This is a genomic window from Planococcus massiliensis, assembly GCF_000821325.1.
GTDB classification, from domain to species: domain Bacteria; phylum Bacillota; class Bacilli; order Bacillales_A; family Planococcaceae; genus Planococcus; species Planococcus ruber.
Map to the genome: position 1 here is coordinate 1702623 of NZ_CCXS01000001.1, position 25517 is coordinate 1728139.

Annotated in this window: 31 protein-coding genes and 2 pseudogenes; 21 read left to right on the forward strand and 12 right to left on the reverse strand. The window is 43.6% G+C overall.

The genetic code is table 11. The features are described 5' to 3' along the window. The first annotated feature begins 25 nt into the window (after positions 1-25). The 4 genes and pseudogenes from BN1080_RS08315 to BN1080_RS17565 all read left to right on the forward strand — a co-directional run. Positions 26-2116, forward strand: a complete 2091-nt coding sequence (locus BN1080_RS08315; RefSeq protein ID WP_052651610.1) for a heavy metal translocating P-type ATPase — start codon at positions 26-28, stop codon at positions 2114-2116. A gap of 71 nt (positions 2117-2187) precedes the next feature. Next, positions 2188-2520 (forward strand): hypothetical protein, encoded by a 333-nt coding sequence (locus BN1080_RS08320; protein ID WP_052651611.1) that lies wholly within the window; start codon positions 2188-2190, stop codon positions 2518-2520. A 165-nt stretch (positions 2521-2685) separates the two neighbouring features. Next, entirely contained in the window at positions 2686-3738 is a 1053-nt protein-coding gene (spoIIP, locus tag BN1080_RS16990) for a stage II sporulation protein P (RefSeq protein ID WP_110925603.1), read from the forward strand. A gap of 19 nt (positions 3739-3757) precedes the next feature. Then, a pseudogene (locus BN1080_RS17565) lies at positions 3758-3841 on the forward strand (IS3 family transposase); the annotation flags it as partial. Positions 3842-3959: 118 nt separating this feature from the next. Here BN1080_RS17565 and BN1080_RS08330 read toward each other — a convergent pair. The 3 genes from BN1080_RS08330 to BN1080_RS08340 all read right to left on the reverse strand — a co-directional run bounded on the left by BN1080_RS08330 (position 3960) and on the right by BN1080_RS08340 (position 6346). Continuing rightward, positions 3960-4418 carry a hypothetical protein gene (locus BN1080_RS08330; RefSeq protein WP_199876600.1) on the reverse strand — a complete coding sequence of 153 codons (459 nt, stop codon included), beginning with the start codon at positions 4416-4418 and terminating at the stop codon, positions 3960-3962. A 279-nt stretch (positions 4419-4697) separates the two neighbouring features. Further along, the gene (locus BN1080_RS08335; protein WP_052651613.1) at positions 4698-5426 is read right to left on the reverse strand and encodes a MerR family transcriptional regulator; all 729 of its coding nucleotides are present in this window, start codon (positions 5424-5426) and stop codon (positions 4698-4700) included. A gap of 59 nt (positions 5427-5485) precedes the next feature. Beyond that, entirely contained in the window at positions 5486-6346 is an 861-nt protein-coding gene (locus BN1080_RS08340) for an Hsp33 family molecular chaperone HslO (protein WP_052651614.1), read from the reverse strand. A gap of 329 nt (positions 6347-6675) precedes the next feature. Here BN1080_RS08340 and BN1080_RS08345 point away from each other — a divergent pair, with 329 nt between their 5' ends. Next, positions 6676-7680, forward strand: a complete 1005-nt coding sequence (locus BN1080_RS08345) for a potassium channel family protein (protein WP_052651615.1) — start codon at positions 6676-6678, stop codon at positions 7678-7680. 302 nt (positions 7681-7982) lie between these two features. On the opposite strand, the pseudogene BN1080_RS17510 reads toward BN1080_RS08345, so the two are convergent. The 4 genes and pseudogenes from BN1080_RS17510 to BN1080_RS08370 form a co-directional block, all read right to left on the reverse strand. After that, positions 7983-8841: pseudogene (locus BN1080_RS17510) on the reverse strand (IS3 family transposase). Positions 8842-8873: 32 nt separating this feature from the next. Then, on the reverse strand, positions 8874-9299 hold the full coding sequence (locus BN1080_RS17515; RefSeq protein ID WP_052651616.1) for an HTH domain-containing protein: 426 nt from the start codon (positions 9297-9299) through the stop codon (positions 8874-8876). Positions 9300-9450: 151 nt separating this feature from the next. Beyond that, entirely contained in the window at positions 9451-9981 is a 531-nt protein-coding gene (locus tag BN1080_RS08360) for a GNAT family N-acetyltransferase (protein WP_052651617.1), read from the reverse strand. Between the two features lie 522 nt (positions 9982-10503). Then, positions 10504-10851, reverse strand: a complete 348-nt coding sequence (locus tag BN1080_RS08370; protein ID WP_052651619.1) for a hypothetical protein — start codon at positions 10849-10851, stop codon at positions 10504-10506. A gap of 252 nt (positions 10852-11103) precedes the next feature. Here BN1080_RS08370 and BN1080_RS08375 point away from each other — a divergent pair, with 252 nt between their 5' ends. Then, on the forward strand, positions 11104-11580 hold the full coding sequence (locus BN1080_RS08375) for a DUF4279 domain-containing protein (protein ID WP_052651620.1): 477 nt from the start codon (positions 11104-11106) through the stop codon (positions 11578-11580). A 2-nt stretch (positions 11581-11582) separates the two neighbouring features. Next, the gene (locus tag BN1080_RS08380) at positions 11583-11963 is read left to right on the forward strand and encodes a hypothetical protein (protein ID WP_052651621.1); all 381 of its coding nucleotides are present in this window, start codon (positions 11583-11585) and stop codon (positions 11961-11963) included. 127 nt (positions 11964-12090) lie between these two features. On the opposite strand, the gene BN1080_RS08385 is transcribed toward BN1080_RS08380, so the two are convergent. From BN1080_RS08385 to BN1080_RS08395, 3 genes are read right to left on the reverse strand one after another with little or no spacing between them, the layout of a single operon-like run. Further along, the gene (locus tag BN1080_RS08385) at positions 12091-12294 is read right to left on the reverse strand and encodes a hypothetical protein (protein WP_052651622.1); all 204 of its coding nucleotides are present in this window, start codon (positions 12292-12294) and stop codon (positions 12091-12093) included. A 25-nt stretch (positions 12295-12319) separates the two neighbouring features. Beyond that, positions 12320-12943: an HAD family hydrolase gene (locus BN1080_RS08390; RefSeq protein ID WP_052651623.1), complete on the reverse strand. Its 624-nt coding sequence runs from the start codon at positions 12941-12943 to the stop codon at positions 12320-12322. Positions 12944-12985: 42 nt separating this feature from the next. Continuing rightward, a complete protein-coding gene (locus BN1080_RS08395; RefSeq protein WP_052651624.1) occupies positions 12986-13504 on the reverse strand; it encodes a cysteine hydrolase family protein in 519 nt (172 codons plus the stop codon). A 225-nt stretch (positions 13505-13729) separates the two neighbouring features. On the opposite strand from BN1080_RS08395, the gene BN1080_RS08400 reads away from it, so the two are divergent. Together BN1080_RS08400 and BN1080_RS08405 are read left to right on the forward strand one after the other, a co-directional pair. Then, positions 13730-14986 (forward strand): Y-family DNA polymerase, encoded by a 1257-nt coding sequence (locus BN1080_RS08400; protein WP_052651625.1) that lies wholly within the window; start codon positions 13730-13732, stop codon positions 14984-14986. Between the two features lie 311 nt (positions 14987-15297). Continuing rightward, positions 15298-16272: an S-layer homology domain-containing protein gene (locus BN1080_RS08405; RefSeq protein ID WP_234398949.1), complete on the forward strand. Its 975-nt coding sequence runs from the start codon at positions 15298-15300 to the stop codon at positions 16270-16272. 159 nt (positions 16273-16431) lie between these two features. On the opposite strand, the gene BN1080_RS08410 is transcribed toward BN1080_RS08405, so the two are convergent. Next, on the reverse strand, positions 16432-17370 hold the full coding sequence (locus tag BN1080_RS08410; protein WP_052651626.1) for an aldo/keto reductase: 939 nt from the start codon (positions 17368-17370) through the stop codon (positions 16432-16434). Between the two features lie 178 nt (positions 17371-17548). Between BN1080_RS08410 and BN1080_RS08415 the strand changes: the two genes are divergently transcribed. Then, entirely contained in the window at positions 17549-17755 is a 207-nt protein-coding gene (locus BN1080_RS08415) for a helix-turn-helix transcriptional regulator (protein ID WP_052651627.1), read from the forward strand. Next, positions 17752-18180 (forward strand): hypothetical protein, encoded by a 429-nt coding sequence (locus BN1080_RS08420; protein WP_052651628.1) that lies wholly within the window; start codon positions 17752-17754, stop codon positions 18178-18180. Before BN1080_RS08415 ends, BN1080_RS08420 begins: the two co-directional genes overlap by 4 nt. An 86-nt stretch (positions 18181-18266) precedes the next feature. Here the strand turns inward: BN1080_RS08420 and BN1080_RS08425 are convergent, their stop codons facing one another. Beyond that, on the reverse strand, positions 18267-19124 hold the full coding sequence (locus BN1080_RS08425) for a pentapeptide repeat-containing protein (protein WP_052651629.1): 858 nt from the start codon (positions 19122-19124) through the stop codon (positions 18267-18269). Between the two features lie 241 nt (positions 19125-19365). Between BN1080_RS08425 and BN1080_RS08430 the strand changes: the two genes are divergently transcribed. From BN1080_RS08430 to BN1080_RS08475, 10 genes are all read left to right on the forward strand, one after another. Then, positions 19366-20130 carry a hypothetical protein gene (locus BN1080_RS08430; RefSeq protein ID WP_052651630.1) on the forward strand — a complete coding sequence of 255 codons (765 nt, stop codon included), beginning with the start codon at positions 19366-19368 and terminating at the stop codon, positions 20128-20130. After that, positions 20127-20429 (forward strand): DUF1871 family protein, encoded by a 303-nt coding sequence (locus BN1080_RS08435; RefSeq protein WP_052651631.1) that lies wholly within the window; start codon positions 20127-20129, stop codon positions 20427-20429. The genes BN1080_RS08430 and BN1080_RS08435 overlap by 4 nt, the downstream gene beginning before the upstream one ends. 38 nt (positions 20430-20467) lie before the next feature. After that, positions 20468-20926 carry a DUF4275 family protein gene (locus tag BN1080_RS08440; protein WP_052651632.1) on the forward strand — a complete coding sequence of 153 codons (459 nt, stop codon included), beginning with the start codon at positions 20468-20470 and terminating at the stop codon, positions 20924-20926. A 22-nt stretch (positions 20927-20948) separates the two neighbouring features. Then, positions 20949-21605 (forward strand): hypothetical protein, encoded by a 657-nt coding sequence (locus BN1080_RS08445; RefSeq protein ID WP_052651633.1) that lies wholly within the window; start codon positions 20949-20951, stop codon positions 21603-21605. 27 nt (positions 21606-21632) lie between these two features. Beyond that, on the forward strand, positions 21633-22199 hold the full coding sequence (locus tag BN1080_RS08450; RefSeq protein WP_052651634.1) for a DNA-3-methyladenine glycosylase I: 567 nt from the start codon (positions 21633-21635) through the stop codon (positions 22197-22199). Between the two features lie 126 nt (positions 22200-22325). After that, positions 22326-23183, forward strand: coding sequence for a M15 family metallopeptidase (locus tag BN1080_RS08455; RefSeq protein ID WP_052651635.1), 858 nt, complete (start codon positions 22326-22328; stop codon positions 23181-23183). A gap of 103 nt (positions 23184-23286) precedes the next feature. After that, positions 23287-23739: an SRPBCC family protein gene (locus BN1080_RS08460; RefSeq protein WP_052654495.1), complete on the forward strand. Its 453-nt coding sequence runs from the start codon at positions 23287-23289 to the stop codon at positions 23737-23739. Between the two features lie 46 nt (positions 23740-23785). Next, positions 23786-24016: a hypothetical protein gene (locus BN1080_RS08465; RefSeq protein ID WP_052651636.1), complete on the forward strand. Its 231-nt coding sequence runs from the start codon at positions 23786-23788 to the stop codon at positions 24014-24016. A gap of 285 nt (positions 24017-24301) precedes the next feature. After that, the gene (locus BN1080_RS08470) at positions 24302-24751 is read left to right on the forward strand and encodes a VOC family protein (RefSeq protein WP_052651637.1); all 450 of its coding nucleotides are present in this window, start codon (positions 24302-24304) and stop codon (positions 24749-24751) included. A 20-nt stretch (positions 24752-24771) separates the two neighbouring features. Continuing rightward, a complete protein-coding gene (locus BN1080_RS08475; protein ID WP_052654497.1) occupies positions 24772-25422 on the forward strand; it encodes a uridine kinase family protein in 651 nt (216 codons plus the stop codon). Positions 25423-25517: the final 95 nt, after the last annotated feature.

The following is a 25517-nucleotide window of genomic DNA, read 5'->3' on the forward strand; positions in this document are numbered from 1 at the left end:
AAATTGATGGAAGAGGTGAACCGCAATGGCGAAACAGGAAGAGCATCATCATCATGAACCGGCACATTCCAAGGACTACCCAAATCCTTCGGACAGGAAGCTTCAAGATGAATCCACCATCCAGCCGAAACAGACACATCCGAAACATGGGAGCCACGGGCACCAGGGGCATTCCGGACATGGCGATATGGTGGCGGATTTCAAAAAACGGTTCTTTATTTCTTTGATACTCACCATCCCGATTTTAGCGTTATCGCCAATGATTCAGCACTTTATGGGCGTTAATTGGCGTTTCAACAACGATCTTTATATCTTATTCGCATTATCCTCCATCGTCTTTTTCTACGGAGGCTGGCCATTCTTAACCGGCGGAATCCAGGAACTCAAAGAGAAGAATCCGGGCATGATGACCTTGATTGCGTTGGCCATCACCATCGCTTATGGATACAGCACCGTAGTGGTCTTCGGATGGGACGGCAACCAGCTGTTCTGGGAGCTGGCGACGCTGGTGGTCATTATGCTGCTCGGGCACTGGGTTGAGATGCGTTCCATAATGGGGGCCTCCAATGCGTTGGAACAGTTGGTGAAGCTGATGCCGAGCGAAGCGCACAAGCTCGATGAACACAATCAGGTTCAAGACATCCCGTTAGCTGATATCCAAAACAATGATCGGGTGCTGGTCAAACCGGGCGAGAAAATCCCAGTGGATGGGTTGATATTGGAAGGCAAATCGACAATCGACGAATCGATGCTGACTGGGGAATCGGTTCCGATTGATAAAGGAACAGGGGACAGTGTCATTGGTGGTTCGGTAAACAAGGAAGGCTCGCTCATCATCCAAGTGGAAAAAACGGGGGAGGCTTCCTATCTATCGCAAGTCATCAAGATGGTCAAGGAAGCACAGGAATCCAAATCCCGCACGCAGGACCTGACAAACCGGGCAGCCAAATGGCTCTTTTATTTGGCGCTGGCAGCAGGGTTTATCACCCTATTCGCGTGGCTGGCGTTCGGTTATGCGTTTGATGTCGCGATTGAACGCATGGTGACGGTAATGGTCATCGCATGTCCGCATGCGTTGGGCTTGGCGGCACCGCTGGTCGTAGCGGTCTCCACATCCATCTCCGCCAAGCAAGGGCTCTTGATCCGGAATCGCGCCGACTTCGAAGGGGCCCGAAACTTGGATGCCGTGGTGTTTGATAAAACCGGGACACTGACGCTAGGGAAGTTCGGTGTCACAGATGTTGTGCCGATCGAGAATTATACCGATGAAGGAGTGCTGCAACTGGCTGCGGCCATCGAACAGAATTCCGAGCATCCGATCGCCGCCGGTATCGTAAATTCGACCAAAGAAAAAGGGCTAACCATCGGAAAAGTAAGCGATTTTGAATCGATACCCGGTAAAGGGATTCAAGGAAATGTGAATGGCCAGAAAGTGAATGTGGTCAGCCCAGGCTATATGGACAGTCATGAACTTCGCTACAATCAGGAACGATTTGAACAGTTATCCGAAGAAGGGAAAACAGTCGTCTTTGTACTGGCGGAAGACCAACTAGCTGGAATGATTGCCTTGGCGGATATTGTCCGCGATAGCGCCAAGGAAGCTGTTGCTGCCTTGAAGGCGAAAGGCATCCATTCAATCATGCTGACGGGCGACAACCGGAAAGTGGCCAATTGGGTAGCGAAACAAGTGGCCATCGATGAAGTCTATGCGGAAGTGCTGCCGAACGAGAAAGCCCATCAAATTCAGCAAGTCAAAGATAGCGGGCGCAGAGTGGCAATGACGGGAGACGGCGTGAACGATGCGCCGGCACTGACGACAGCTGACCTCGGGATTGCCATCGGCGCAGGGACGGATGTCGCGATGGAGACAGCCGATGTGGTCCTTGTCCGAAGCGATCCGAACGATGTGGTGTCGCTGATCGACTTGTCGAAAAAGACGTACCGGAAACTGGTGCAAAATCTATGGTGGGCGACCGGCTATAATATTTTTGCGATTCCACTCGCTGCCGGCGTCTTGGCTCCTTGGGGCATCGTGATCAGTCCGGCAATCGGCGCGGTCTTCATGAGTCTCAGCACCGTCATTGTTGCCATCAATGCCAAACTCTTAAAAGCATAGAAGGAAGGATTTCTAGAAAAATGGGCTGTACTTTTAGGATACCCAGAGTCTTTCAACTGGAGGAGAGGGAAATGAAGATTCAACTCATTTGTGAAGCGTGTAAGGTAATTGATGAATTAATTCCATCTAAGAGAAACGGTGAAGTCGGCATCCACTCAGTCCAACAAAATTTTCGGATAGGTGTGAGCTGGAAGAACGAGGTCATCGAGAATTTTCAGGAAGAATTTATTAACGAATTAGGCAAAGCGACAAGCAATAAAGAACGAAGAGAACTCCTGGAGGACCAGATTACTGAAAATGCGTTTTCAGAAACCATTGATTTTGAATTGAGCTTCACCTGCAAAGGCTGCGGAAATCGGATTACCTTGAATGACTTTCATTTGATTGACCTGATTGGATTCTAGGGGAAAAAGCCGTTCTAAAGATCCTTTTACCAGTTAAATTGTTAAGAAAAAGGAGACGCAGCCGATATAAAGAAAGATAAAACGAAAATACTCAAACGAAAATAACGGGAATGCCCATTGCCCGTAAGATGTGAAAGAGGCGTGTTGAGAAAAGGAAGGTCCTTCATGGTTTTGGATAACAAAAAGAAAAGAACAGTTCAAGAAGAAAGGAGACGGCGTGATCGATCGAATCTGACTCTTGTGCTTCTGCTGTTTTTGCTGGTTCTATGCCTCGTGCTCGGCTATTACTTTATAAAGAATGAAAATCAGAAACAAAATAGGGTGGATGTGGCATCTTCTATTGAAACAGACAAGGAGAATGTTTACTTTGAACTTTTGGAATCATCAAATGAAACCGCTGATGGACAGACCGGTGAAGCAGCCAATTCGGAAAGACCTATAGGTCCGCGATTCAGAGATGAATTCCAGCCCACTATGGAAAGCCTGTTCCAGGATAGAGAACTGATTAGAGCAAACATTGAAAGATATTTTATAGATAGAAGACACCCCAAAGAAATAGATCCGATGCATACAACCGATGGAAAAGATGTACTGTACATTTATCACTCCCATAGCCGAGAAGCGTTCTTGACGTATTTAAAAAACACTGAAAAGCCGGAAGAAGCCTATCACGCGACAGCAAACGTCACGTTGATCGGAAAGATGCTCGGAGAAGCGATGGAACGCCGTGGAATCGGGACGCAAGTAGACGCTTCAGACATTGGAAAAGAACTCGGTGCCAGAGGATTGACTTATGGCAGTTCTTATCCGGTATCACGGGAACACGTTCAGGCTGCCCAAAAAGAAAACCGCAATCTGGAAGTTTTCTTGGATATTCACCGGGATTCTTTGCGAAAAGATTCCACAACAACAGAAATTAAAGGAAATGCGTTTGCGCAATTGCTGTTTGTCGTTGGAACAGGCCACGCAGAGTTTGAAAAGAACCTGTCGTTCACAGCCGGTTTACATCAAAAGATCGAAGAGAGATACCCGGGCTTGTCCAGAGGAATATTAGAAAAAGACAGCAGCCAAGGAAATGGGGTTTATAATCAAGACCTTGCGCCTCAATCGGTGATTGTTGAAGTTGGCGGAGTGGACAATACGGCGGAAGAAATTAGCCGGACGATTGAAGCATTTGCCGAAGTACTGAGTGATTATTATTGGCATGGTGAAAGGTAATCGGATTTTTCAGTTTCTGTATTACAACCAGAAACGAATGAAAAGCAAATTAAAAAACATGAGTCCGGTTGAATACCGAACTCATGTCGAGCAAGCTGCTTGATTTTTTGTCTAACTTTTTTGGGTCAGTTCAATTTGTTCTGGCTGCCTGTTTTTACGCTTCTTTTTCAAAATCATCATTCAATTGATTGGCAACAGACACAACTGCTAAGTTTTGATGGCTACATAAAAAACAATTTCAGAGCCGCCCAGCTTATCAAAAGAAAGCCGCTTGATAGCGCTGTGACGTATCCTATAAACAGTTTACTTTCTTTGTTTTGCAACTGTTTATACTCCTTATAAGTGATTTCTCCTGCAGCATAACGTAATCCAATCTCATTTGGTTCTATTCCGAAACGTGTGCCTTCTTTATCTTCTAAAATTATTTGACTAACTAAAGGAAGGTCTTTTCCGTCTCCAATGTCTTCTAAAGCCTGATTCTTAAATTCAGTGCTTTTTCCGTTAATGAAATCAAGCCTGATCGGTTTGTAGATAGAATTCTTTCTGATTTTTTCACTCATAATATACGCTTGACGTTCAATTTCATTATGGGGAATGCACATACTTTCACCTCCTGCTTCGTATATTCCAGTGAAAGGCAAAGAAGCTCTGGCTTTAAAACTTGATTTAAAATTCTTCAACTACCCTACTATCTATGCTTCAAGTGGAATTTTTTCCATCTCGCGAAATCTAGTCAGAGGCAAGGTCTATAATTACTTTAGTTTTACCACGTTTCCTATTGCTTATCAATTTAAGTTGTTTAATGGAAGTATATATTTATTATGTGAGTGAATAGAGGAATTCCGACAGATGCTAAATTAGTTTACATATCATGAGGTTATCGGAAGTTCTTTAAAAACAAATACAAGAAAGGAAGAGGGAAGCCAATTTATCAGCTTTCCTCTTCCTTATATATAAAATCACTTATGATTCAATGCTTGATTGATAAATTGGTATAGCTCGCCATCTATTTCATACTGCAGTTCGTTCCCTGGGTTTTCAGCGTGGAAATGTTCGGCTTGCTTGCGGAAAGTCCTATCGTCTTCGGAAAAGGCATTCACGATGTCATTCCATTTTCTCGCTAAATCTTGTACTTTTTCATCGGAAGGAGAAGCACCTTTTTCTTTTTCAAAACGAATTTCCTTGATCAGACCGTTAAATTCTTGCTCTGCTTGCTTTAAAAGTTGTTTGTCGGCGTTTTCATATCGGCTTTCCATGGTATCCAATTGCTGCTTCGAAAAGTATTTTTCCTTATTCATTTTCAGCGCCTCCATTAATTTAGTAAGTTCTGAAATCGAGAGGGTCCGGTTGCTGTGTACAGCCGATAACGCATTTTCCAACTCCGCTACTAGTTTTTGCTGAACCTCTATCTCTTTTTTGACGCGAGAAATTTGGGTTTGCAAAATCTCCGCAACGGTTTGTTCCTCCGGATTAGACAACAGAAGTTGTATTTCTTCTAACGATATTCCCATCTGCTTTAAGGACAAAATTGGCTGAAGACGTACCAAATCTGCTTTCGTGTAAAGCCGATGTCCTGACTCCGTATACTGAGAAGGTGAAAATAAACAGATTTGATCGTAATAGCGTAAAGTTCGAATCGTTAAACCCGTCAATTCTGCAACTTCTCCGACTTTCCAATATTCCTTCATTCGATTAGCCTCCATTCAACACCATTTCTATTCACCAACTAAAAACGAGAAATTCGAAGTTAGAAGAGTTGCTGCATCTCCTTTTGCTCAAACGTGTAGGTTTTCCCGCAAATATGGCAAAAAGTTTCGATGTCTTCATTTCGTTCAATGCTCCGTTTGATTTCCTCTTCACTCAATGAATAAAGCATGCCATAGAACATTTCTTTACTGCACCCGCAGAAAAATTGACTGGAGCTATGGCCGATAATTTTTGCATCCCCAAAGAACTGGGTTAACGCTTCTTCGCTGTCACTCGCTTCTTCAGCGTTTAGTTTACTGAAAATATCTGGATTGGCTTTTACAATCATTTTCACTTCTGAAAGCAGTTGTGATGGTGCACCGGGAAGCAGTTGTGCATATAGTGCATGGCTGGAAAGAAGGGAAGCTCCATTATCCAACTGAATGTCGGAATAAAGATAGGTCGGCGTCTGATCACTCTGCACAAAATAGTTGGCGATATCATCCGTGATATGTTGATTTGGCATATCGGTAATGCTGGTGAATTGATTCATCTCAGAACCCTTTATGACACGGATCATCCCAGAAGGTCCAATCAAATCTTGCATCGACTTTTCTTCTGTATTAGAAGATCTCAAAAGTTCTTCGTTCAGGTATCCTCTGACATTTCCATTCGCTTCGGCTTCCGCAAAAATTTTATGGCGAGGATTGCTCAACGTTATCTGGAGGCTCATTCGCTGGTTTCCTTTGAGCGTGCCGGAAAGTATGCTCATCGCGGATACCGTTTTGCCCAACATCAGTTTAAGCGATTCAGGCAGTTCTTGGTTTAAAGCAAAGATATCGCGAAGCAGCTGGGTATTGTCAATAAAATATAGACGAATCTGTTCTTCTTTAATTAATGCCTTAACAATGGTATTTTGCACAACGATTCCCCCTTTGCAAAAGTAAGCTAGTTTCACTATAAAACATTACCCTACGTAAGGTTCAAGGAATAAATGTAATTTTTACTATATTTATTTTTAGTTAACATATGAGGGATTATCGGAAGAGAAGTAACTAACAAGTTATTTCTCTTCTTTTTGTTGGATAAGTAGACTATCAGGAACGCTATTTGTAGGAAACTTAGGTTTTTGATATGTATGGTTCATTTCTAATCTTTGAATCTATTAAAAAGAAAATTGTTTGTTGCATTTCCTATTAAATTGAGGATGAGAGGGTAGGGAATTAGTAAAGAAGAAATGGGGGAACGGCAGTGGAAATTTTTTATTTATTCATAGGGATTTTCTTGTTAGCAGCAGGAATTCTGGATTTTTTATGGACGACCTTATGGGTGGACGGAGGAGCCGGCCCGCTTACGAATCGATTGGCTGCGATTACGTGGAAGAGTTTGAAGCGAATGAGCAAAAAAGTTCCAAAACTTCTCAGTTTCTCCGGTCCGCTTATCATTACGCTAACGATTAATTTATGGGTTTTATTGATATGGATGGGATGGACATTCGTATTTGCGGGAAGCGGGACTTCAATTTCGGATTCAACCGATAATCATCCGGTTTCTTGGGTAGAAAGAATTTATTATACCGGCTACAGCATCATCACATTAGGAAATGGGGAATACAGCCCGAAAGAAGGAGGATGGCAAATTGCGTCCATCCTTGCTTCCGGAACAGGGATGCTATTGATCACCATGAGTGTCACTTACATACTTTCCGTGATTAATTCTGTAACGCAACAACGTTCTTTTGCCGATAGTGTCACGGCTATGGGGAAAAGTGGCGTGGAAATGGTGAAAAACTCATGGAATGGGAAAAATTTTCGGAATGTGGATTTGCTTTTGAATACATTTGCCGCCCAATTGTCCAGTATAGCTGAACAAAAGAAGGCCTACCCGATTTTGCAATATTACTATAGTGAGAATTCGGGAAAAGCGATAGCGCCGGTATTGGCACAATTAGATGATGCGGTAACCATCTGGCAATTTGGCATCCCGGAAGAGAATGTGCCGAATCAACTCCTCTTGCAGCAGGTTCGCTCGGGGATTGTCAGTTACTTAAATACATTTGAAGGAGATATGGACAATGCTCCTGATAATTTGCCTCCACATCTTGACTTAGCTGAAGTCCAAGCCGCTCATTTGCCCACCATTTCTAAGGAAGCTTTTGAAGAGGAAGTGAGGGCTCGCGAAGACCACCGCAGAAAATTGCTGCGGTTAGTTCAAGAAGAAGACCGGGAATGGCCAGGGGAAGAAGGAGTGAGGTAGATACTTCAACTGAAGTGAGGATGTGCGTGTTTTAGTCAAGCAGATTTGAATGTGACTTAAGTGCAGTTAAGTTACATTCCCCTCTTTGATTCCATTTAACTTCGAAGAGCCGTAAGAGAAAGTGAATTTACTGGAAATAATCATACATTGATAAGCTTATATACCAGACTTTGTAATTGAGCTTCTAAAGAGCGAAGTTTCCATTTCTAAGCGTTATCGAAAGCTAACAAACAAAAAGGAGATATTCAGAATAAGAACTGCGCCCCATTTAATGGACAGTTTATAAAAAAGGTACCCTGCAGCTAGGCTGCAATGAGATGACTTCGGTATTGTGCCGGAGTCATCTTTTTTAGATTCCATTGCTTGCGTGTTCCGTTGTAATAGTCCATGTACGCATCCACGAGCCCTTTCAATTCATCCAGGCTGGTGGCCGACATCATCTTTAAAGTGACCAAAAAATGATTCGATGGGGGCGTTGTCGAGGCAGTTGCCCCGGCGGGACATCGACTGGGTCAATTTCATTTCCTTCACACGTTGTTGGTATTCGGGATGGGTGTAGTGGAAACCTTGATCGGAATGGATCATCGCTTCCGGGTGAATATTGCCATCCAATGCTTCTTTCAATTTCTTTAACGTGCGGTAGACAATTTCCATGGTAAGCGTCGTCGTGACTTCATAGGCAACGATTTCCCGGGTGGCGACATCTTTTACGGCGGACAGATACGCCATTTGCCCCGACCGGTTCGGCAGATACGTGATATCCGTGACGAATACCTTGCCGGGTTCATCTTGTTCGAACGCACGGTTTAACAGGTTCGGACAGACGGTGTGTTCCTGTGTGGCTTTGGCGATCTGCTTATAGGGATTCGCTCGCCGGATTTTGGCAAAGAGGTTGAATTTGCGCATAAGGCGTCGGATCTTCTTGTGGTTCATCGGCGTTTCTAGCAGTTCCACGAGGACCATGTAAAAGGTGCGATACCCGATTTTCCCCCGATGCGCATCATAGATGCTTTTGAGCAAGAGGTAATCCTGGTAGTCCTGTTCTTCGCGAATGGCGTGCTGTTCCACTTTCTCCAGCCAAGCGTAATAGCCACTCCGGCTGACACCCGCGGTGCGGCAAAGGGTTCCCACCAGATTTCTCAGTTGGAATTTCCGGATCACCGCATTGATCGCTTCGAATTTTTCCGCCGGGGTCAGCTGCGTTTCTTCGCCTGCCTCTCGAGCGCCTCGAGCTTTTTTAGCAACTCATTTTCCGCTTCTAAGTATTTGATGCGTGCTTCCGCCTTCTCCAGCTTTTTCTCCGCAGAGAGATCGTTAGTGGAAGGGCGGCCAGTACTCCCTTTTCCACGGCGCTCCTTTAAGAAGCCTTCTTCTCCATACGTTCTAAACGTCGTCCGCCAACGATTCAAAGAAGACGTCGCTTTTTTAGAACCGATAACGGTTAAGTCAAACCCACTTTCACTAAAAATCTGAGAAGGGCTTTTGCCTGTCTGATATTCCTTCACGGCGTGGATTTTAAATTCCGGCGTGTACTGAATCGCTCGATCCGATACGGACGCGACATTCGGATTCGCCTCCAAGACCCGTTGTTGATGTTCATTGAATATGATTTTACTCATGTAATCTTCTCCCGTCCAAGTTCGCTAAGTTTAGTATACCGGGGTCTGAAAATAGAAAAAACCCCAAATGGGGTCACTTTTTTTAAAGTGTCTACCATTTGGGGTTCAGTTCACTTCACGAGGAAGATCGCTTTTATGTTTAAGTTCTGCGTCAATCCGATTTCAACTTCGAATACATATTCACATCGAAAAATTGCTGGTTTATTTTTTCGGATTGCCTTTGGGTTCCTTCGAAATGGAAAGCCAGTTTTTTTAACAAATGGATTGAATTTTTGTTAAGCGGATCGACTTTGGCTTCAATCCGGTTAAGGCCCATTCCGTAGAATGCCTGATGCAATAGGGCGGCAACGGCCTCAGAACCAAAACCGCGTCCCCAAAAGTGCCGGCTGAGGTCATAAGCAATTTCAGCTTTTGCATTTTCGGAATCCACATAGTTAAAGCCGCATGAACCGATAAGCTCTTTTGTTTCCCTGATAAAAATAGAATAGCGAATGGCTTGTTTGTTCCGGTGCAGCCGATCAAACAGCTGGATCATTTCCTTTGCTTGAGCTTCGGATGTAAAAGGATCAATATTCATGAACCGGGTCACTTGTGGGTCGGACCAAAGTGCAAAGAGCGCAGAAGAATCTGCGGCCTCCATTTTTCTTAAAATCAATCGTTCGGTGCTCATTTCTGTAATCAATAGTTTTCCCTCCATTTTTTTCGTTCTCTGAGGTAATCACTTTGACATCTGCGCATAATTCAGTCCCTTCAATGAAAAGTTATTCCTAGTATAGGATAGGGGAATTGGTGGTGCAAGGAGGAGATTGGGACCGAAGTTACCGAGTGATATTTGCTTTCTTGGGTTGTAAATACTTATAAAAATGTAAATATTACCATAATTACTAGTAATCTATTTTCACACTCCTTATACTTGTATTAACAATAAATGCCAACAATTTAATTGGAAAAGAAATTATGAAAAGGTGTGATGCTATGAATCGATTTATCTTGCCGCATATGTATTTATTTTTTGGGATACTCCTGTTTATATTAGCTGAGAATGTAGTCTATTCAGGAACTTTGTATGCCATAGCCATAATGATTTCGATAATTTGTGTGCTAGTTGGGCTCGTCTGGAATATTGGGTTGCTCTTGTATCGTGAGTAAAAGAAGCAATTCTTACTTTTAAAAGAAAGCTCTTTTGAGTTTAGAAGAATTAACTTCAACCTTCTTTATCTACAAACAGTTCTTTTGCATAACAAGTTCTTGTTTCAGTATCGACACAGGAATCTTCTAAATTCGCTTTTGCTTTTTCTTGTATACGCAAATCCTGTTTTTCTAATTTATTCTTTTGGAAATCACTAATGCTAGTATGTTCACTAACAACCAGCCACATTTCTTTCTCATTTTCTTCAAGCCCTTGGGATAATTCCAAAAGTACTTTATCAGAGTAAGTTTCTGTGATGATTCCTGTCACATCATAAGTGGAAGGATCCGATAAACTATTAGCTTCTTCAGATCCTTGGCAGCCGCTCAATAATAGAACAAATACAAGAGCCTGTTTTTTCATCCTGCTATCTCTCCATTTCGTTAGTATAAGTGAATACTTTTCATTTTATATTAGATGATAGACAGGTTGGTGTCTTGCAGGAGGGAATGATCGGGCAGTTTTTCTGAGAGCGGCAAGCGCAGACGTCTTTATGTCGTTAATTTAATGAGCAGTATTGTGGGACTTGTTCCACTAGATCATTTTTCTCGCTATAATCATTGGAAGAGAATGTATTTTTTGAATATTTTATGCTTAATCAGTAAGGGGTGTCGAATGGAGAAGACGAACAGCTACACTTATTTTGCCATTAAAAGCAATGGTCAATTTGATAATGGATTTATAGCTTATGAAAAAGGGATCTTTGCGCCACAAGAACTGACGCATACTCTAGGGATCCAACCTTTCAGCTATTGGGCTTATGGTGATAAAAGGATTGATGGTTCTGTATACCGTTTCTCGGCATGGAGCGCTGAAAAGTCTGAGGCGGGAAGACTGGATGTAGAAGCCCAGTGCAAAGAAACCATCCGGAACCTCAAAAACAAAATCCCCCAACTGCTTCAAATAAAAGAGCGATACGATGTAAATTTTATACTCACCATCGTTCCAAGTATTTATGGAGACGAACAACCTTGGCTTTCCTTTGACGAAGAAATCATTAAGTTTTGCTATTTAACTGGCACTACTATCGATGTGGATATGTATATCTATCCGCTCGAGAATGGTAATGAAGAAGTGATGGAAAGGAGTTAACGATGCGAGTCCCATGGTATGAAACAATTGGGCTGGCAATGAAAATGCCCGATGCTAAATTTAGCGGAACCTTACTGATTCCAGCTTTTCATTTTTACGAAGAATATAACGATGTTTTTGATAAGGTTTCATCTTTGGAAATGACCTTGATTTCAGAAGAAGAGAAACCTTTTGAAGTGATTTTAAAATTTGTCAATGTCTCATCACTTCAATTAACTGGCTTTGGAAATGCTTATAATCAGTTATTAGGATTCCACATAACGGATTTAAAAGAGTACAGGGTTGAAAAGGAGCGCCGTTATTTAATTGAGGACTATGAAGACGATTCAGTGAGTTTCTATTGTGAAAAAATAGAAATTTTAAATGAAGCAATAGAGACCTAAAAAAATGCGAGTTATGGAAAAAGCACAGGAAGCCGGGTTGGAGACGGAAGAGGACGTTACCGAAGAATGGCGCGAATGGTAGGGGAAGCTTCCTAAAAAAAGCGAAGAAAAGCAGGAGGGAACCAGACTACGCCTCTTTGCCTTTCTTCGCTTTTATTTTCCTATAAATAACATAACCTGCATTTAGAAAGAACAGAACGATGGCTGAAGTCAATAAACCAAGTATTCCTGGCAGATTAGGCCCTGTTATCAAGTAGAAGATTGAGCCTAAAATAAACGCTGTAAAGCCGGCCAAGCTAAGTTTCCATTTGGAATTTTCGATTCTCGACATCGTTCCATTCCTCCTTTTAGGCTAATCACTCGTTAAGTAATTGCAACATATCTTTTGGTTCCGCCAATACGTAGTCAGCGGATTCAAATCCTTTTCGCCGCTTCGCACCCCATAACGCAAGCGCGAATTTCACGCCTGCCTCCTTAGCGCATTGCATGTCATAGACCGAATCGCCAATATATATAGCTTCGTTTGGAGGCGCGTTCAATTTCGCTAAACAAAGCAATAACGGATCCGGATGCGGTTTGTGATTTTTGGTGTCATCTGCGCAGACGATCTGTTCAAAATTAGAAGTTAACCCAAACGGTTCGAATTCATCTGCCAATTGCTGCTTTGTTTTTGACGTGACAATTCCTGTTCGAACCGGGATTACCGGCAATGACTGTATCACTTCTCGCAAGCCTTCAAAGACCTCTACTTCATGCGAAAATTCCAATACGGCTTGCGACCATTTTGAATGGACACGCTCCATATCGTTCACTTTCAGTTTTCTTAAGGTTTCTTGTCCGGGGATGCCCAGCGCAAAACGTAATTCTTCTATCGGATACGCATGGCCTTCTTCTCGCAAAACTTGGTCCAGTGATTTTAAAATGGCCCGTTCCGTATCCAAAATCGTTCCATCCACATCGAAAATTACATATTTAAACAACTAAAATCCTCCTTAATAATGGCAACTTTTTTTGACAGGCAGCTATTGTTCGAACGTGATTTCGTTTGTTCCTTGTAAAGTGGCGAAATGGCTCAATAATTCATTTTGATGGTTGATGATTTGCTTGGAGGTGAAGTCGTCAGAATCCCACGTACCATGGGCATCTTTCACAAGAACTACATCAAACCCCAAATCGCTCGCACGGCGAGTCGTCGCAGCAATGCAATGTTCGGTCTGGTTTCCGCCTATTACGAGTTTCTGTATGCCTTCATTTTTCAAAGTTTCCAACAGCTCAGTTTCTTGGAAGGAATCCGCAGCCCACTTCTGGATGACGACGTCGCCTTCTTCCGGCGTGAGGGAGGAATGGATTTGCCAGAAATCCGTGCCTTTTACGAGCCCGGCATCGTTATGCTGCACATAAATGACCGGAACCTTAGCTGACCGTGCTTTTTGAAGAAGGGACTGCAGATTTTCGAGCAGTTTCTCGCTTTGATCGACAGGGTTGGCAGGATCGAACATCTCATTTTGAGCATCAACGATTAATAGAGCGGTCTTAGACATCGGACATTCTCCTTTTCGCGAAAGCGTTTTCTTTATATTACAAAGGATCTGCTTGATTGTATAGTATCGATTCTAATCATTACTTTTCAGTAGAGAAGGAGACAGTTACTTGATCAGTCGCTCACCCTACCCCTTCATTCAGTAAAATTTATTTATCCGGAAGGATTGTTCCCTTGAAATCCGTGGTATAGAATAAGAACAAGTGTTCTTTTAGGGGTGGATCAAATGACAGGTTATTCAGGAAGAAAACGGGTGATTGCCTGCATCGATATGCGCAGCTTCTATGCCAGCTGCCTCGCTGTCGAAACGGGGCAAGATCCGATGCAGGCCTGCATTGCGGTGGTGGGGAATCAGGAGCGCAAAGGCAGCGTGGTCTTGGCGGCTTCGCCGCGCATGAAAACGGAATTTGGCGTCAGAACCGGCACTCGCCTTTTTGAAATTCCGGATGACCCGCGCATCCAGCTCCTTGAACCGAAAATGCATTTCTTCCTGCAAATCTCGATGGCGATCACGGATTTACTGGGCCAATATGTGGCGCACGAAGACATCCATGTCTACAGCGTCGATGAAAGTTTTATCGATTTCACGGGCATTCTGAATCAGTGGAACAGCCCGGAGGAAATTGCGGTGGATATCCAGGATGCCATTTACCGCCAATTCGGGCTGCCTTCTGCGATCGGCATCGGGCCGAACATGCTGCTGGCGAAACTGGCGCTTGACTTGGAGGCGAAAAAGAAAGGCGTGGTGCACTGGGAAATGGAAGATGTCCCGGAGAAATTATGGCCTGTCACCCCGCTCAGCAAAATGTGGGGAATCGGTTCCCGGATGGAAACCAACCTCAACCATATGGGCATTTTTTCGGTCGGCGATTTGGCGAAGGCGGATCTCAAGCGATTGGAAGAGAAATTCGGCATCATGGGCCATCAATTGTACCAGCACGCCAACGGCATCGATTTTTCAGAACTCGGTGCACCACTTGTCGAGGGGCAGATCAGCTACGGAAAAGGGCAGATTCTGTACCGGGATTACGTGAAAACCGAAGACATCTTCACGGTGATCTTGGAAATGTGCGAGGACGTATGCAAACGGACGCGGGACGCGGGAATGGCGGGGCGGACGATTCAACTGGGCGTCGGCTACAGCAAATCGGCCTTCGGCGGAGGCTTTTCCCGTTCCCGGACCATCCATGAAGCCACCAACGATACGATGAAAGTTTACCGGGTGTGCCAGGACTTGTTCCATGAATTCCATCAAAACTTGCCGGTTCGCCAAATCCATTTGTCCATCAGCAAACTCGAAAGCGAATCTTCCGTCCAGCTGAGCCTGTTTGAAAAGCGGAAATGGGAACGGAGAAAACTGGCGGCCGCCATGGACGAGATCCGGAACCGGTACGGCTACGCAGCCATTTTTCGGGCTGTTTCGAAAACCGAAGCTGGAACAGCCATTGCGCGGACCCGGTTGATCGGCGGCCATAAAAAGTGAACAATTTGCTTGCAGGCTCTGTCATTTAAACGGAAGCTCCACAACTTCAATTGTTTCCATCTACATACTAGAAAAACGGCGTATCAGGACACGCCAATCTTAAGTTTTGGGTATCCCGAAAAGCAGGAATATTCTGCGATTCGGTGTAGAAGCTAAATTAGTGAAATTAATCCCTAAAGTAGGATTGTTTTTCCAAGGAATCCCGCTATACTAATTTGGTACCGCTTATTTCGAACGACGGAACAGGAAAAACCAGTCAATAAACCCGGAGCAGAGTAGCGAGATCACATAGAGAATAGGGGATTATCCAATTGAACAACCGTAACCTTTTTATGGCTGCCAGCGCAGCCGTCGTGGCTGTAGCCGCAGTTGCATCACCTGTCAGCGCATCATCCACCCACACTTTCAGCGACGTCGGACCGCGCTATGACGAAGCCGTCAGCTTCTTGTACGAATACGAAATCATCAACGGAAAAAGCGCCACACAATTTGGCACGTACCAGCAGCTAACGCGTGGAGACGCAGCGGTCATTTTAGCGAATGCCGTTGGGGTAGACACAGAATCCGCACCGGATGCGGGCTTTACAGATTTGAATAACCGGGTGCGCGGCGCTGTCAACGGCTTAGCAGAATACGGCATTGTTTCCGGCGTCACCAAAACACAGTTTAAGCCGAATGACATCCTGACACGCGGCGCGATGGCGAAACTATTGGTCGCAGCGTTTGAACTGGAAGAATTTGAAGAAGACACACCATTTACCGATGTGGGCGGCGTCTTTGCACCGTACATCGGCGCTCTTTACGGCACCGGCATCACAAACGGAAAGACCGCCACTTCCTATGGCACGTACACCAATATTACACGCGGCGATTTCGCGAACCTTTTATACAACACCATTTCTTTCGTCATGGAATCGTTCTATTTCCCTGAAGCGGCGTCAGCTGAACTCGTTGGCAGTACATCCGTCAAAGTAAAACTGACAGAGGCTGTCCCAAGCGAATTCCGCGCGCAGGATGTAGCGGACCTCTTCTATTTTACGGTGCAGTTTGAAGATGGTTCTGAATTTGAGTTCACGCCGACTACAGCTTCGTTCTCTAAGGATCGCCTATTCGCTACCTTTAACTTGGGCAACTTGGATCTGGTTGGCAAAAAAGGGCAGCTCATCATCGATGACTATGAAAAAGAATTGGCTGTGCCGTTCGACTTCTCTGCACCGGTTGAAGCTCCTGTAGAAGAGCCGGTTGAAGTTCCAGTAGAAGCACCTGTGGCAGTGCCTGGCGAATAAGTTAATTGCTGATGAATGATCAGTTAATTCCAGCTTTGCTGATTGCGTTATTTGGAATCATGAATTTTTCATCCATTTATGAGTGAAGAAAGATAATAGAAAAACATGAGAAAGACCCTGGCATGAGTAGCCAGGGTCTTTCTTCTTTCGTATAAGAAGTCAATAACGGTCTCCAACCGCTGAATTTTTCGGCAATAGGGCATCAATGCGCTGCAAATCATCGGCTGTCAATTCGACTTGAAGCGAAGCGACATTTTCTTCGAGGTATTTGATGCGTTTTGTGCCAGGAATCGGCAAAGCGCCATTGGCGATGGTCCAGGCAATGGCTAGTTGGGAAGGCGTACAATTTTTATCTGCAGCCAGTTCTTTCACTTTCTCAACCAATTCCACGTTTTTTTCGAAGTTTTCGGGTTGGAAACGGGGAAGGTTCCGGCGCCCGTCGTTCTCATCGAAGTCTTCAAATTTCTTTAATTCGCCCGATAAAAATCCTCGGCTAAGCGGGCTGTAGGCGACAAAACTGATCCCGAGTTCTTGGACCGTCGGAAAAACGTCCGTTTCCACGTCCCGGCTCCAAAGCGAATATTCGGTTTGCACGGCCGTTATCGGATGCGTCGCATGGGCACGGCGGATTTGGTCCGGAGACGCTTCTGATAAACCGATCGCCCGCACTTTTCCGGCTTTCACCAAGTCTGCCATCGCTCCTACTGTCTCTTCGATCGGCACATTCGGATCTACACGGTGCTGATAATACAAATCGAGATAATCGACCTCTAACCGCTTCAAGCTTTTATCAATGGATTCCTTCACATAATCGGGATGGCCATTGATGCCTTGAAAATTTGGGCCGAACGCAAACTTACTGGCGATGACGGTTTGATCGCGTCGGCCTTTTAGCGCTTTCGCCAGCAATTCTTCATTATGCCCATTGCCGTAGACATCCGCTGTATCCAGCAATGTTACACCTAATTCCAAAGCACGGTGGATCGTTTTGATCGACTCTTCGTTATTCACTTGTCCGTAAATAGGGGACATCCCCATCAATCCTAATCCAATCGCTGACACTTCTAAATCGCTATGGCCTAACTTTACCGTTTTCAATGTGTACCATCCTTTCTTGTATGGAAACTCCTGGTATACGTCATAAATACCTCTGTGATATTAAAGTAAACTTTAACCGTCAAAATGTATTTTCACAGCTGATGATAAAACGAATAATGTAACATATATATTACTAAATGGAACTTATATGTTACAATCAGTTTATGGAGGTTGGATCATGAAAAATCAAGTGAAGCTTGGCCGCGTAAAAGCCGGAATGACCCAACAGGAATTGGCGGATGCAGTCGGAATCACGAGGCAGACGGTAAGTTTAATCGAGAAAGGGAAATACAATCCTTCATTGAAACTGTGCTTATTGATTTGCTACGCAGTGGATGCGAGTCTGGATGAGATCTTTTGGGTGGAAAAGGAGGAGTTTGAATGAAAAAAATAAAAGATGAACGCTTAATTTTGAAGAATCTCCAACATATCCGAATTGCTTATGTGGTCCAAACGCTTGGAATATTATTGATACTGGGATATGAACTGATTCAGGGCGGCCTTGAGGGGATGCGGGAGAATCCGATTTGGTTAGTGTTTATGCTGACTACGGTAGTCTATGCGTATGTGTCTATGAGTACAAGCGTGGACCATGAAAGAGAAAAACGCAGCCCGAAAAAATCTTTGGCGATCGGATTAATCGTTACAATTACTATCGCGGCAGGAGTGGTTGTTCTCACTGCGATGACTCCTGGATTTGCTTGGGCTGATGGCTTTTTGATTGGCGGCATCTTATGCGTTTGCGGCTTGGTTCCCTTAGTTTATATTTATCGTTTAAGGATGAAGCGGACTATGGAATTAGAAGAATAGAAAACAGTAGATTGCAAATTTAAAAGGACGATTGCTTAGCTTTTTTAAAGCGGTGATCGTCCTTTTTTATTGAAATCGAGTGATTGCTAATCCTTCCAATGAAACGGACGATCCAAATGAACGGGCAATTGTGTTTGTTGATTGCCTTTCGCTGAGTTGATCTGCATCTGCGTCAAAAACAGGCTGGTCGATAAGTCTGCTCCGCATAAATTAGCGTCCCGCAGATCGGCTCCGATAAAATCAACAGCGCGTAAATCCGATTTTGCTAAGTCAGCTGCAATCAAATAAGCCCCTCTCAGATTCGTTCCCCTCAAATCCTTGCCCTTCAAATTTTTGCCCATCCAATCAACGCCAGGCTGTTCAAGTTTCCGTTTTCCATTAACCGGAACGGCCCGTCTACGAATTTCGCGGCTGGCTTTCACTAATAGCTCTTTGACCGGATGACGATAGCCAATCAAGTCCAAGTTCAGCAGTTCATCTGCGCTTAGCTTCGTCAGCCTTTGCAGCAGATCCAATTGCTTGGTAAGTTCTTGCTGCAGCACCGGATTGCTTTTATAAGAAAGGGCTTCGGCGGTAAAAGCAATCATTTCAAACAATTGCTCCATGACAGGGAAAGCTTTAAACATTTTCTCCGCATTTTCCGGCTGGTTCTGCCAGCTGTTCCTACCGAAAGTAGTCTGCGCAATCATTTGGCCAGCGCCAAGGCAATCAAAAACGGTACATCCTTTAAATCCTTTTTCGCGCAATTCGCTGTGAATCCGGCAACGGTAATCCTTCTGCAAATTCGGACACGGAATCCCTGCAGGTTTATTGATGGCAAAATCGTTTGAAGCAATCAAGTTCAGGGCCGTGCAGCACAAGCCGAAACACTGCGTACAATCTGCTTTTAGACTGGATCTGATTTCTCTTGCTTGGTTCTGTGGGATTGGTTGAAGTAAAGTCATGGCTACGCTTCCTTTTCGCTTAGTCTCTTGCTATGCCGATGCCAATTTTACATACTGTTAACTTCTCGAAAATAAAGAAAAATCCTGCTTACAGGAATGTTCAACTGCGCAGGCGAGGAAAGGCTGGGTGAACTTAACATACCGATGAAAAGATTTCCTTAAATTGCTAGCGTTCTCTAGCCTTGCTTAGTATATTGGAAAGACAGCGATCATCAGATCAAGGCGAAAGGAAATGAACTCAATGCAATTACAGGAAGACATGCTATTCGAAAGCGAGAAATGGCCCATTATTGATGCTGATTGCAAAAACCGCCAAGTCTTGGTGCTGCTAAAAGGAAAAGGCGAAAACCTTGTTCAATTGAACGGTGAAACAATTATGACAGGTTCGACCGGCCATTCGAAGATCCGCTTTACGAAAGAGCATTTCTGTCTCTTGAATGATAGGACCCTATCGTTTTATACCTTGGCGGGAGAATTCGTTTCAGATTGTGAAGTCGGCCCGTTTATTTTTGAATTGATGCCTTATCAGCAAGGGGTGCTGTGCAGTTACGGCGATGAGGGCGTTTTTGGCAATCGAAATGGACAAAATCGATTAAATTATGCTGCGCCTTTCCAGCAGTTGGAATCTTATTATGATATCGCCGTTCAAAATCAGCTTTTGTACGATCCGCTTTTTGCTCGCTATAAACCTTACGCATGCTTGGGATTTAGGACGGAAAGCAACGAACTGCTCTTTTTGGATGCGCAGCTAAAAAAACAAAAAGCGCTTGCCGCACCTTTTGATACCGGAAACGTCATTGCCTTTGCGCTTACCCATGAACTTGGTGTGTTTCTAAAAGAAAACCAGTTTATTGTTTGGGAATTTGGAACAACCGGTAAAGTGATGGATTATCCGGGCTCCTTCGACTACAACACCAGATCTATTTTTGCTCGCCATGAATCTATGTTTTTAATCATTACAGACCATGAAGTTAATGCTTTGAAAATGGACGGGGTGTACTATTGAGCAAGAAGAATCATAAGCAGAACTTGAAACACAGGAGGAGCTATGAACATGCCTTCACTGTGATTAAGAATATTGTGGATGAATGGGATCCTGTAGGTTTATGGGCTATGGGTTCTCCAACTGATGAATATGAAAGTGAAATAAGAGAGATCACCAGGCTGTCTTTTAGAATAAATTCTGTCGAAGAGTTGGCAAATGCGATTCAATATCTTTTTGTTGCTCGGTTTGAAGAGCAATTACCTATGGAAACTTGCACCAAGATTGCTTCAAAAATCATGGGAGGCACTTCGACTTATTGAGTGGGGCACGGTGCCTAAAATAGAAAGAGTTGAGCCATATGTCTAAGAAAAATCAAAAGTCTAACAAATTGGAACAAAAGGATTTACTACAAGGCAAAGAAATACAAGTTGAATTGTTAACGGAAAGCGACGCCATTGAAATAAGAAAAACATGGGAAAAGGTATTTGCCAAAAACCTCTCAAGGTCTGAAAAGGATCAAATCCATTTTCATGAAATGTTCTGGCATATATTTAGCTATGAAAAAGTGGAAGTGGTGACGGGAGACAAAGCTTTAGCTGCATTTAATAAACAGAAGAAAGAGCAATGCTACCTCTTTTATCAAGAAAAGACGGACGTTTTAAAGATTAACCGGGTGGCAGATTTAAAAACGTCGGATATTTTAAACCGAGGGGCTGGAATGGCAGATGTCTACATAGTCAGTTCTGATTTTAGTTGGACTTACGTTAAAACGCATGAAACTGATTTTGGTCCTTATTTTTGTAAAAAGCAGAGATGAAATAAGGGAAAGGGGAAAAGCGATGAGAAAAAACTTGCAAAGAAAAGGGTATCAAGTTATCGAGGGGAAAGGAAGCTACCGGCATCTTTTTGGCGGGCAATCAATTGAATCGCTCCCTTGTCCAACTTGCGGCCTGCAAGTGCAGCTATTGTTGACTTTTGATCTTACCGATCCGATTTTTGAAAACCTTGGTACAGCCATTCCAAACTTGCCTTTAGTCAGCTGCTTAAATTGCTCAGGGTGCTGGAGTACTCAATTATATAAAATAGAAGAAAAGCGTATACGCAATTTGGAGCAGGATGACGAAGCAAAGTGGGTGATGGAGCAAGAAGATCAATTGCCAGTGCCTCTGCCGGAAGTTGAAGTCCATTTAATGCCTTTGTCTAAGAAAGGCATCCTTTCCAAAAGATCAAGCGATGAAAAAAGAAATGAAGTCTTTGATGAACTCGGATTACTTTACGTGGCGCGGCTTTTTGGAGGCGAATTAACCGACGGGGAGGAAGAAGAATTTATTTGCCGATTTTGTAAGGGCAAGATGGATTATATTGCTTCTATTGGCGAAGATGCCACTGAAGGTGAACTAATTACGGTCGTACCATTTTTATTCGGGGAGATGGTGCTGAATTTTTACTTCTGCCGCCACTGCAATACAATTAGAGTGGAGCCAATCGCAACATAGTTTCTATCAAAGAAAGGAAGGAATCCTATGCCACAATGCCAATGGCCGCAGGCAAACGAACTGATGCGGGCCTATCATGATGAAGAATGGTGCCGGCCAAGCCGGGATGACCGCTATATTTTTGAATTGCTGACGCTGGAAGGAGCGCAGGCAGGGCTGTCGTGGAGCATCGTTCTAGGCAAAAGAGAAGCTTACCAGGAAGCATTCCATCACTTCGATATGGCCTATTGTGCTGGTTTGAGTGATGGAGAACTGGAAGACATTAAAGAAAATTTTCCTGTCGTTAAACATTTAGCGAAGCTTCAATCGGTTCGCACCAATGCGAAAGCCGCGTTGAAAATTCAAGAAGAGTTTGGGAGTATTTCGGATTTTCTGTGGAAGTTTGTTGATTTTGAACCAATCGTTAACAATTGGGAAACCGAAACGCTGGTGCCTGCCGAATCCCCTTTATCCATCCAAATCAGCAAAGAACTGAAAAAGCGCGGATTCAAATTTGTCGGGCCTGTAACGACTTATTCATTTTTGCAGGCCATAGGCATGGTTGATGACCATATCCGCTCCTGTTCATTTCATACGGCTAATCGAAGCAAGTAAGCTATCGTACACTTGGATTTCTTGATTCAGTCCAGGAAACTTAAGAAAACGTTAAGAATTCCCTATGCTTTTCCTTCATATCTTTTCGTTATTCTTCTTTAAAGAAGGATAAAAGGAGACGGAGCTATGAAGAAATGGGGATTTTTGTTACTGGGTATGAGTCTTTTTTTCATTGGAGGCCAGGTTTATTCGCCGGGTCTGGATATTGAATTAGAGAGCCAAATCAGCTCTTATGAAACGGACAAGCGAGCTGCGGAACTTCAAGAGGTGGAAGTGAACGCAAATCAGCTGCATGCAGGCGACTTATTATTGGTCAACCGGGAATATGCCGCTGAAGAGCAAGGGATCAAACAAGACTTAATAGATCTTGCAAATCAGCAGGAACTCGTTGAAGGCTTTTCAATCTTTGAGAAAGAGCTCGTCCTTTCAAAAGAAATTGCGAATAGGTTCGTGGAAATGATGGCGGCAGCTCGAACGGATGGCGTTTCGAATTTCGTCATGACGAGCGGCTATCGGAGTTTTTCCCAGCAAGAAGCGCTCTATGAGGAGATGGGCTCTTCTTTTGCATTGCCTGCAGGGCACAGCGAACACCACCTTGGGCTCTCGCTCGATGTTGGAAGTACGGAGATGAAGATGGAAAAAGCGCCGGAAGGAAAGTGGATCGAAGAAAACTCGTGGAAATACGGGTTCATCCTGCGCTATCCGAAAGACAAAACGGATGTCACCGGCATCGAATATGAACCATGGCATATCCGGTATGTGGGATTGCCTCATAGTGTTATTATGAAAGAAAAGAATTTTGTGTTAGAAGAATACCTAGTTTATTTAAAAAACGAGAAGCGCATTTCCGCGACGGTAAACGATAAAAACTATCTCATCAGCTATTATCCGGTTTCGGAAGCTGAGAACATTCGCGTTCAAAAGGGCAGCTCCTATGAAATTTCCGGTGATAATATGGAAGGCATCATTGTCACGGAATATTAGGAACGAAGCCAATGATTTAGAATACTTGTACCTTCATTTTTGTACACTAAAGCTTAAAAGGAAGGTTTTTTTAGGCACTCCCCTGAAAGAGAGGGATTCTTTTATGCCGGTTATTATTCATGAAATTTTCATCAATGCGCCAATTGAAGTGTGCTTTGACCTTGCTCGTGATGTAGACATTCACATGAAAACAACCGCCAAATCAAAAGAGCGAGCAGTTGCTGGTGTGAAGTCAGGACTAATGGAAAACAGCGACCAAGTGACGTGGGAGGCAGTTCATCTAGGAGTCAAGCAAAAACTCACGGCTAAGATTATTGAACTTGAGAGGCCCTACCGATTTACAGATGTGATGGTTAAAGGTGTCTTTCACTCATTTACGCATACTCATGAATTTGTCGTAAAAGAGAATGGCACGGTTATGAAAGACCGTTTTGTTTACTGCTCTCCACTTGGGCTTCTTGGCACCATAGCGGATAAAGTATTTTTGGAAAAATACATGAAACGATTTATCGTAAATCGCGCTAATGAGTTGAAGAAAATCGCTGAAAATAATTAAGCCTCTTCAAGATCTGTAATAATACCGATGTGAGGTGGAAAAGAAGTTGAAAGCAGCATTTCTCAAACAAGAAAAATCGAATATTATTCTTTTCCTGATTACGATGTTAGCGGGATATTTATTAAGTGTTATTTTAATTGGCGGTCCTGTCACTTATTCAGCTCCAGGCGGTGCATTGCTCGGTTTCTTTTTTCTAGAATGCTGGAGATACAAGCAGTTTAAAAAGGAATGGAAAATTGATATAAACTCAATCGAATTTCGAAGTAAAGAATATTAGGCACGTTTCTTAAAGGAGAAAAAGATGAATCCTGAACGACGCAATAAAATAACGAACTTATTAGTTGAACAAAAAGGAAAACGGCTGGGTCAATATCTTGAATCGCATGACTTCACCACTCAACGGATTTGTTATGGAGCAACATCAATCATGTCCGATTAATAGAAAGTAAAGAAGAAGTCAACACATACAATTCTTAAATGGATTTTATTAATAAAAAAGTATGGGTTAGACCGATCTTAAGCGTATGGACAACCTAAACTCTTTCAAAAAGGAGCGGGAACCATGAGTAAAAGCGAATTAAAGAGAATGGACAATGTCGGGATTGTGGTCGAATCTTTAGATGATGCCATTTCGTTTTTTGACGAAATCGGTTTGAAACTGGAAGGGCGCATGACTGTGGAAGGGGAATGGGCTGGCCGTGTAACCGGATTGGATTCGCAAATTGTCGAAATTGCGATGATGGCAACACCGGACGGCCATAGCCGGATTGAGCTTTCGCGGTTTATCAGCCCGGCAGTGATTTCTCATCACCGGACGGCCCCGGTGAATGCGCTCGGCTATTTGCGCGTCATGTTTACGGTAAAGAATTTGGATGAACTGGTTTCTCGGCTGACCCGGAAAGGGGCGAAGCTGGAAGGGGAAGTGGTTCGTTACGAAGAATCTTACCAACTTTGCTATGTTCGGGGACCTGAAGGGATCTTGGTGGGGCTGGCAGAAGAACTCGGAAATTGATGAGAGAAAGCAGGGAAGCAATGGACGGATTTATTCAAGAGTTAGCCGAACGGATTGGCCATTCAGAGAAGAAACTCATGATTGGCATCTCAGGACATGGAGCTGCAGGGAAAACCGTATTTGCAAAAAAACTGATGGATCAGATCGGCCGAAACAAAGCGAATTACCTGAACACGGATCCCTATATCATCAGTCCGAGTGTCCGTATAAATACGATGCTCGAATACACATATGAAGATCAACTTAATCGGTTTAAAATGACTGCCTGCCACCCTGGCGCCCATCACCTTCCATCTTTGGAGCGTGACATCCGAATGATTCAGGACGGGTTGAGTGTAAAGACGATTGATACTCATTATCTGGAAGGTGAACTCCTTACAGCGGATAAAAAACTGTCGTTTATTGAAGGCATGAGCGTCGCTTTCTTAAATCCGGCCTTATTTGACTTAAAAATTTATCTTTACACGGATGGCCAAACAGAGTTTGAAAGAAGAGCGGGCCGAGATGTCGTAGAAAGAGGCGCAGAACTTGATTATTTGCATCAGTCGCATGAAGAGCGGCGGATTCAATATGAACTTTTTATGCATCCTTTTCGCCAAAATTTTGATATCATCATAAAGACAGTTGGGGAACAGGTTTATTTTGAAAAAAATGAACTTCGTTCATACTAGTAGACCTCCAGTTGTTTTCGTGTTTTTAAAAGTGTCAAAGTCCAAAGAATGGGTACATAATGAAAGTGAGAGCAATTTAGAAATGGAGATGAGTA

Coding starts and splice junctions, on each gene's coding strand:
- BN1080_RS08315 (WP_052651610.1), top strand. CDS start 26: ATGGCGAAACAGGAAGAGCATCATCATCATGAACCGGCACATTCCAAG.
- BN1080_RS08320 (WP_052651611.1), top strand. CDS start 2,188: ATGAAGATTCAACTCATTTGTGAAGCGTGTAAGGTAATTGATGAATTA.
- spoIIP (WP_110925603.1), top strand. CDS start 2,686: ATGGTTTTGGATAACAAAAAGAAAAGAACAGTTCAAGAAGAAAGGAGA.
- BN1080_RS08335 (WP_052651613.1), bottom strand. CDS start 5,426: ATGAAGGAATATTGGAAAGTCGGAGAAGTTGCAGAATTGACGGGTTTA.
- BN1080_RS17515 (WP_052651616.1), bottom strand. CDS start 9,299: ATGAGTAAAATCATATTCAATGAACATCAACAACGGGTCTTGGAGGCG.
- BN1080_RS08370 (WP_052651619.1), bottom strand. CDS start 10,851: ATGAAAAAACAGGCTCTTGTATTTGTTCTATTATTGAGCGGCTGCCAA.
- BN1080_RS08375 (WP_052651620.1), top strand. CDS start 11,104: ATGGAGAAGACGAACAGCTACACTTATTTTGCCATTAAAAGCAATGGT.
- BN1080_RS08380 (WP_052651621.1), top strand. CDS start 11,583: ATGCGAGTCCCATGGTATGAAACAATTGGGCTGGCAATGAAAATGCCC.
- BN1080_RS08385 (WP_052651622.1), bottom strand. CDS start 12,294: ATGTCGAGAATCGAAAATTCCAAATGGAAACTTAGCTTGGCCGGCTTT.
- BN1080_RS08395 (WP_052651624.1), bottom strand. CDS start 13,504: ATGTCTAAGACCGCTCTATTAATCGTTGATGCTCAAAATGAGATGTTC.
- BN1080_RS08400 (WP_052651625.1), top strand. CDS start 13,730: ATGACAGGTTATTCAGGAAGAAAACGGGTGATTGCCTGCATCGATATG.
- BN1080_RS08415 (WP_052651627.1), top strand. CDS start 17,549: ATGAAAAATCAAGTGAAGCTTGGCCGCGTAAAAGCCGGAATGACCCAA.
- BN1080_RS08420 (WP_052651628.1), top strand. CDS start 17,752: ATGAAAAAAATAAAAGATGAACGCTTAATTTTGAAGAATCTCCAACAT.
- BN1080_RS08425 (WP_052651629.1), bottom strand. CDS start 19,124: ATGACTTTACTTCAACCAATCCCACAGAACCAAGCAAGAGAAATCAGA.
- BN1080_RS08430 (WP_052651630.1), top strand. CDS start 19,366: ATGCAATTACAGGAAGACATGCTATTCGAAAGCGAGAAATGGCCCATT.
- BN1080_RS08440 (WP_052651632.1), top strand. CDS start 20,468: ATGTCTAAGAAAAATCAAAAGTCTAACAAATTGGAACAAAAGGATTTA.
- BN1080_RS08445 (WP_052651633.1), top strand. CDS start 20,949: ATGAGAAAAAACTTGCAAAGAAAAGGGTATCAAGTTATCGAGGGGAAA.
- BN1080_RS08450 (WP_052651634.1), top strand. CDS start 21,633: ATGCCACAATGCCAATGGCCGCAGGCAAACGAACTGATGCGGGCCTAT.
- BN1080_RS08455 (WP_052651635.1), top strand. CDS start 22,326: ATGAAGAAATGGGGATTTTTGTTACTGGGTATGAGTCTTTTTTTCATT.
- BN1080_RS08460 (WP_052654495.1), top strand. CDS start 23,287: ATGCCGGTTATTATTCATGAAATTTTCATCAATGCGCCAATTGAAGTG.
- BN1080_RS08470 (WP_052651637.1), top strand. CDS start 24,302: ATGAGTAAAAGCGAATTAAAGAGAATGGACAATGTCGGGATTGTGGTC.
- BN1080_RS08475 (WP_052654497.1), top strand. CDS start 24,772: ATGGACGGATTTATTCAAGAGTTAGCCGAACGGATTGGCCATTCAGAG.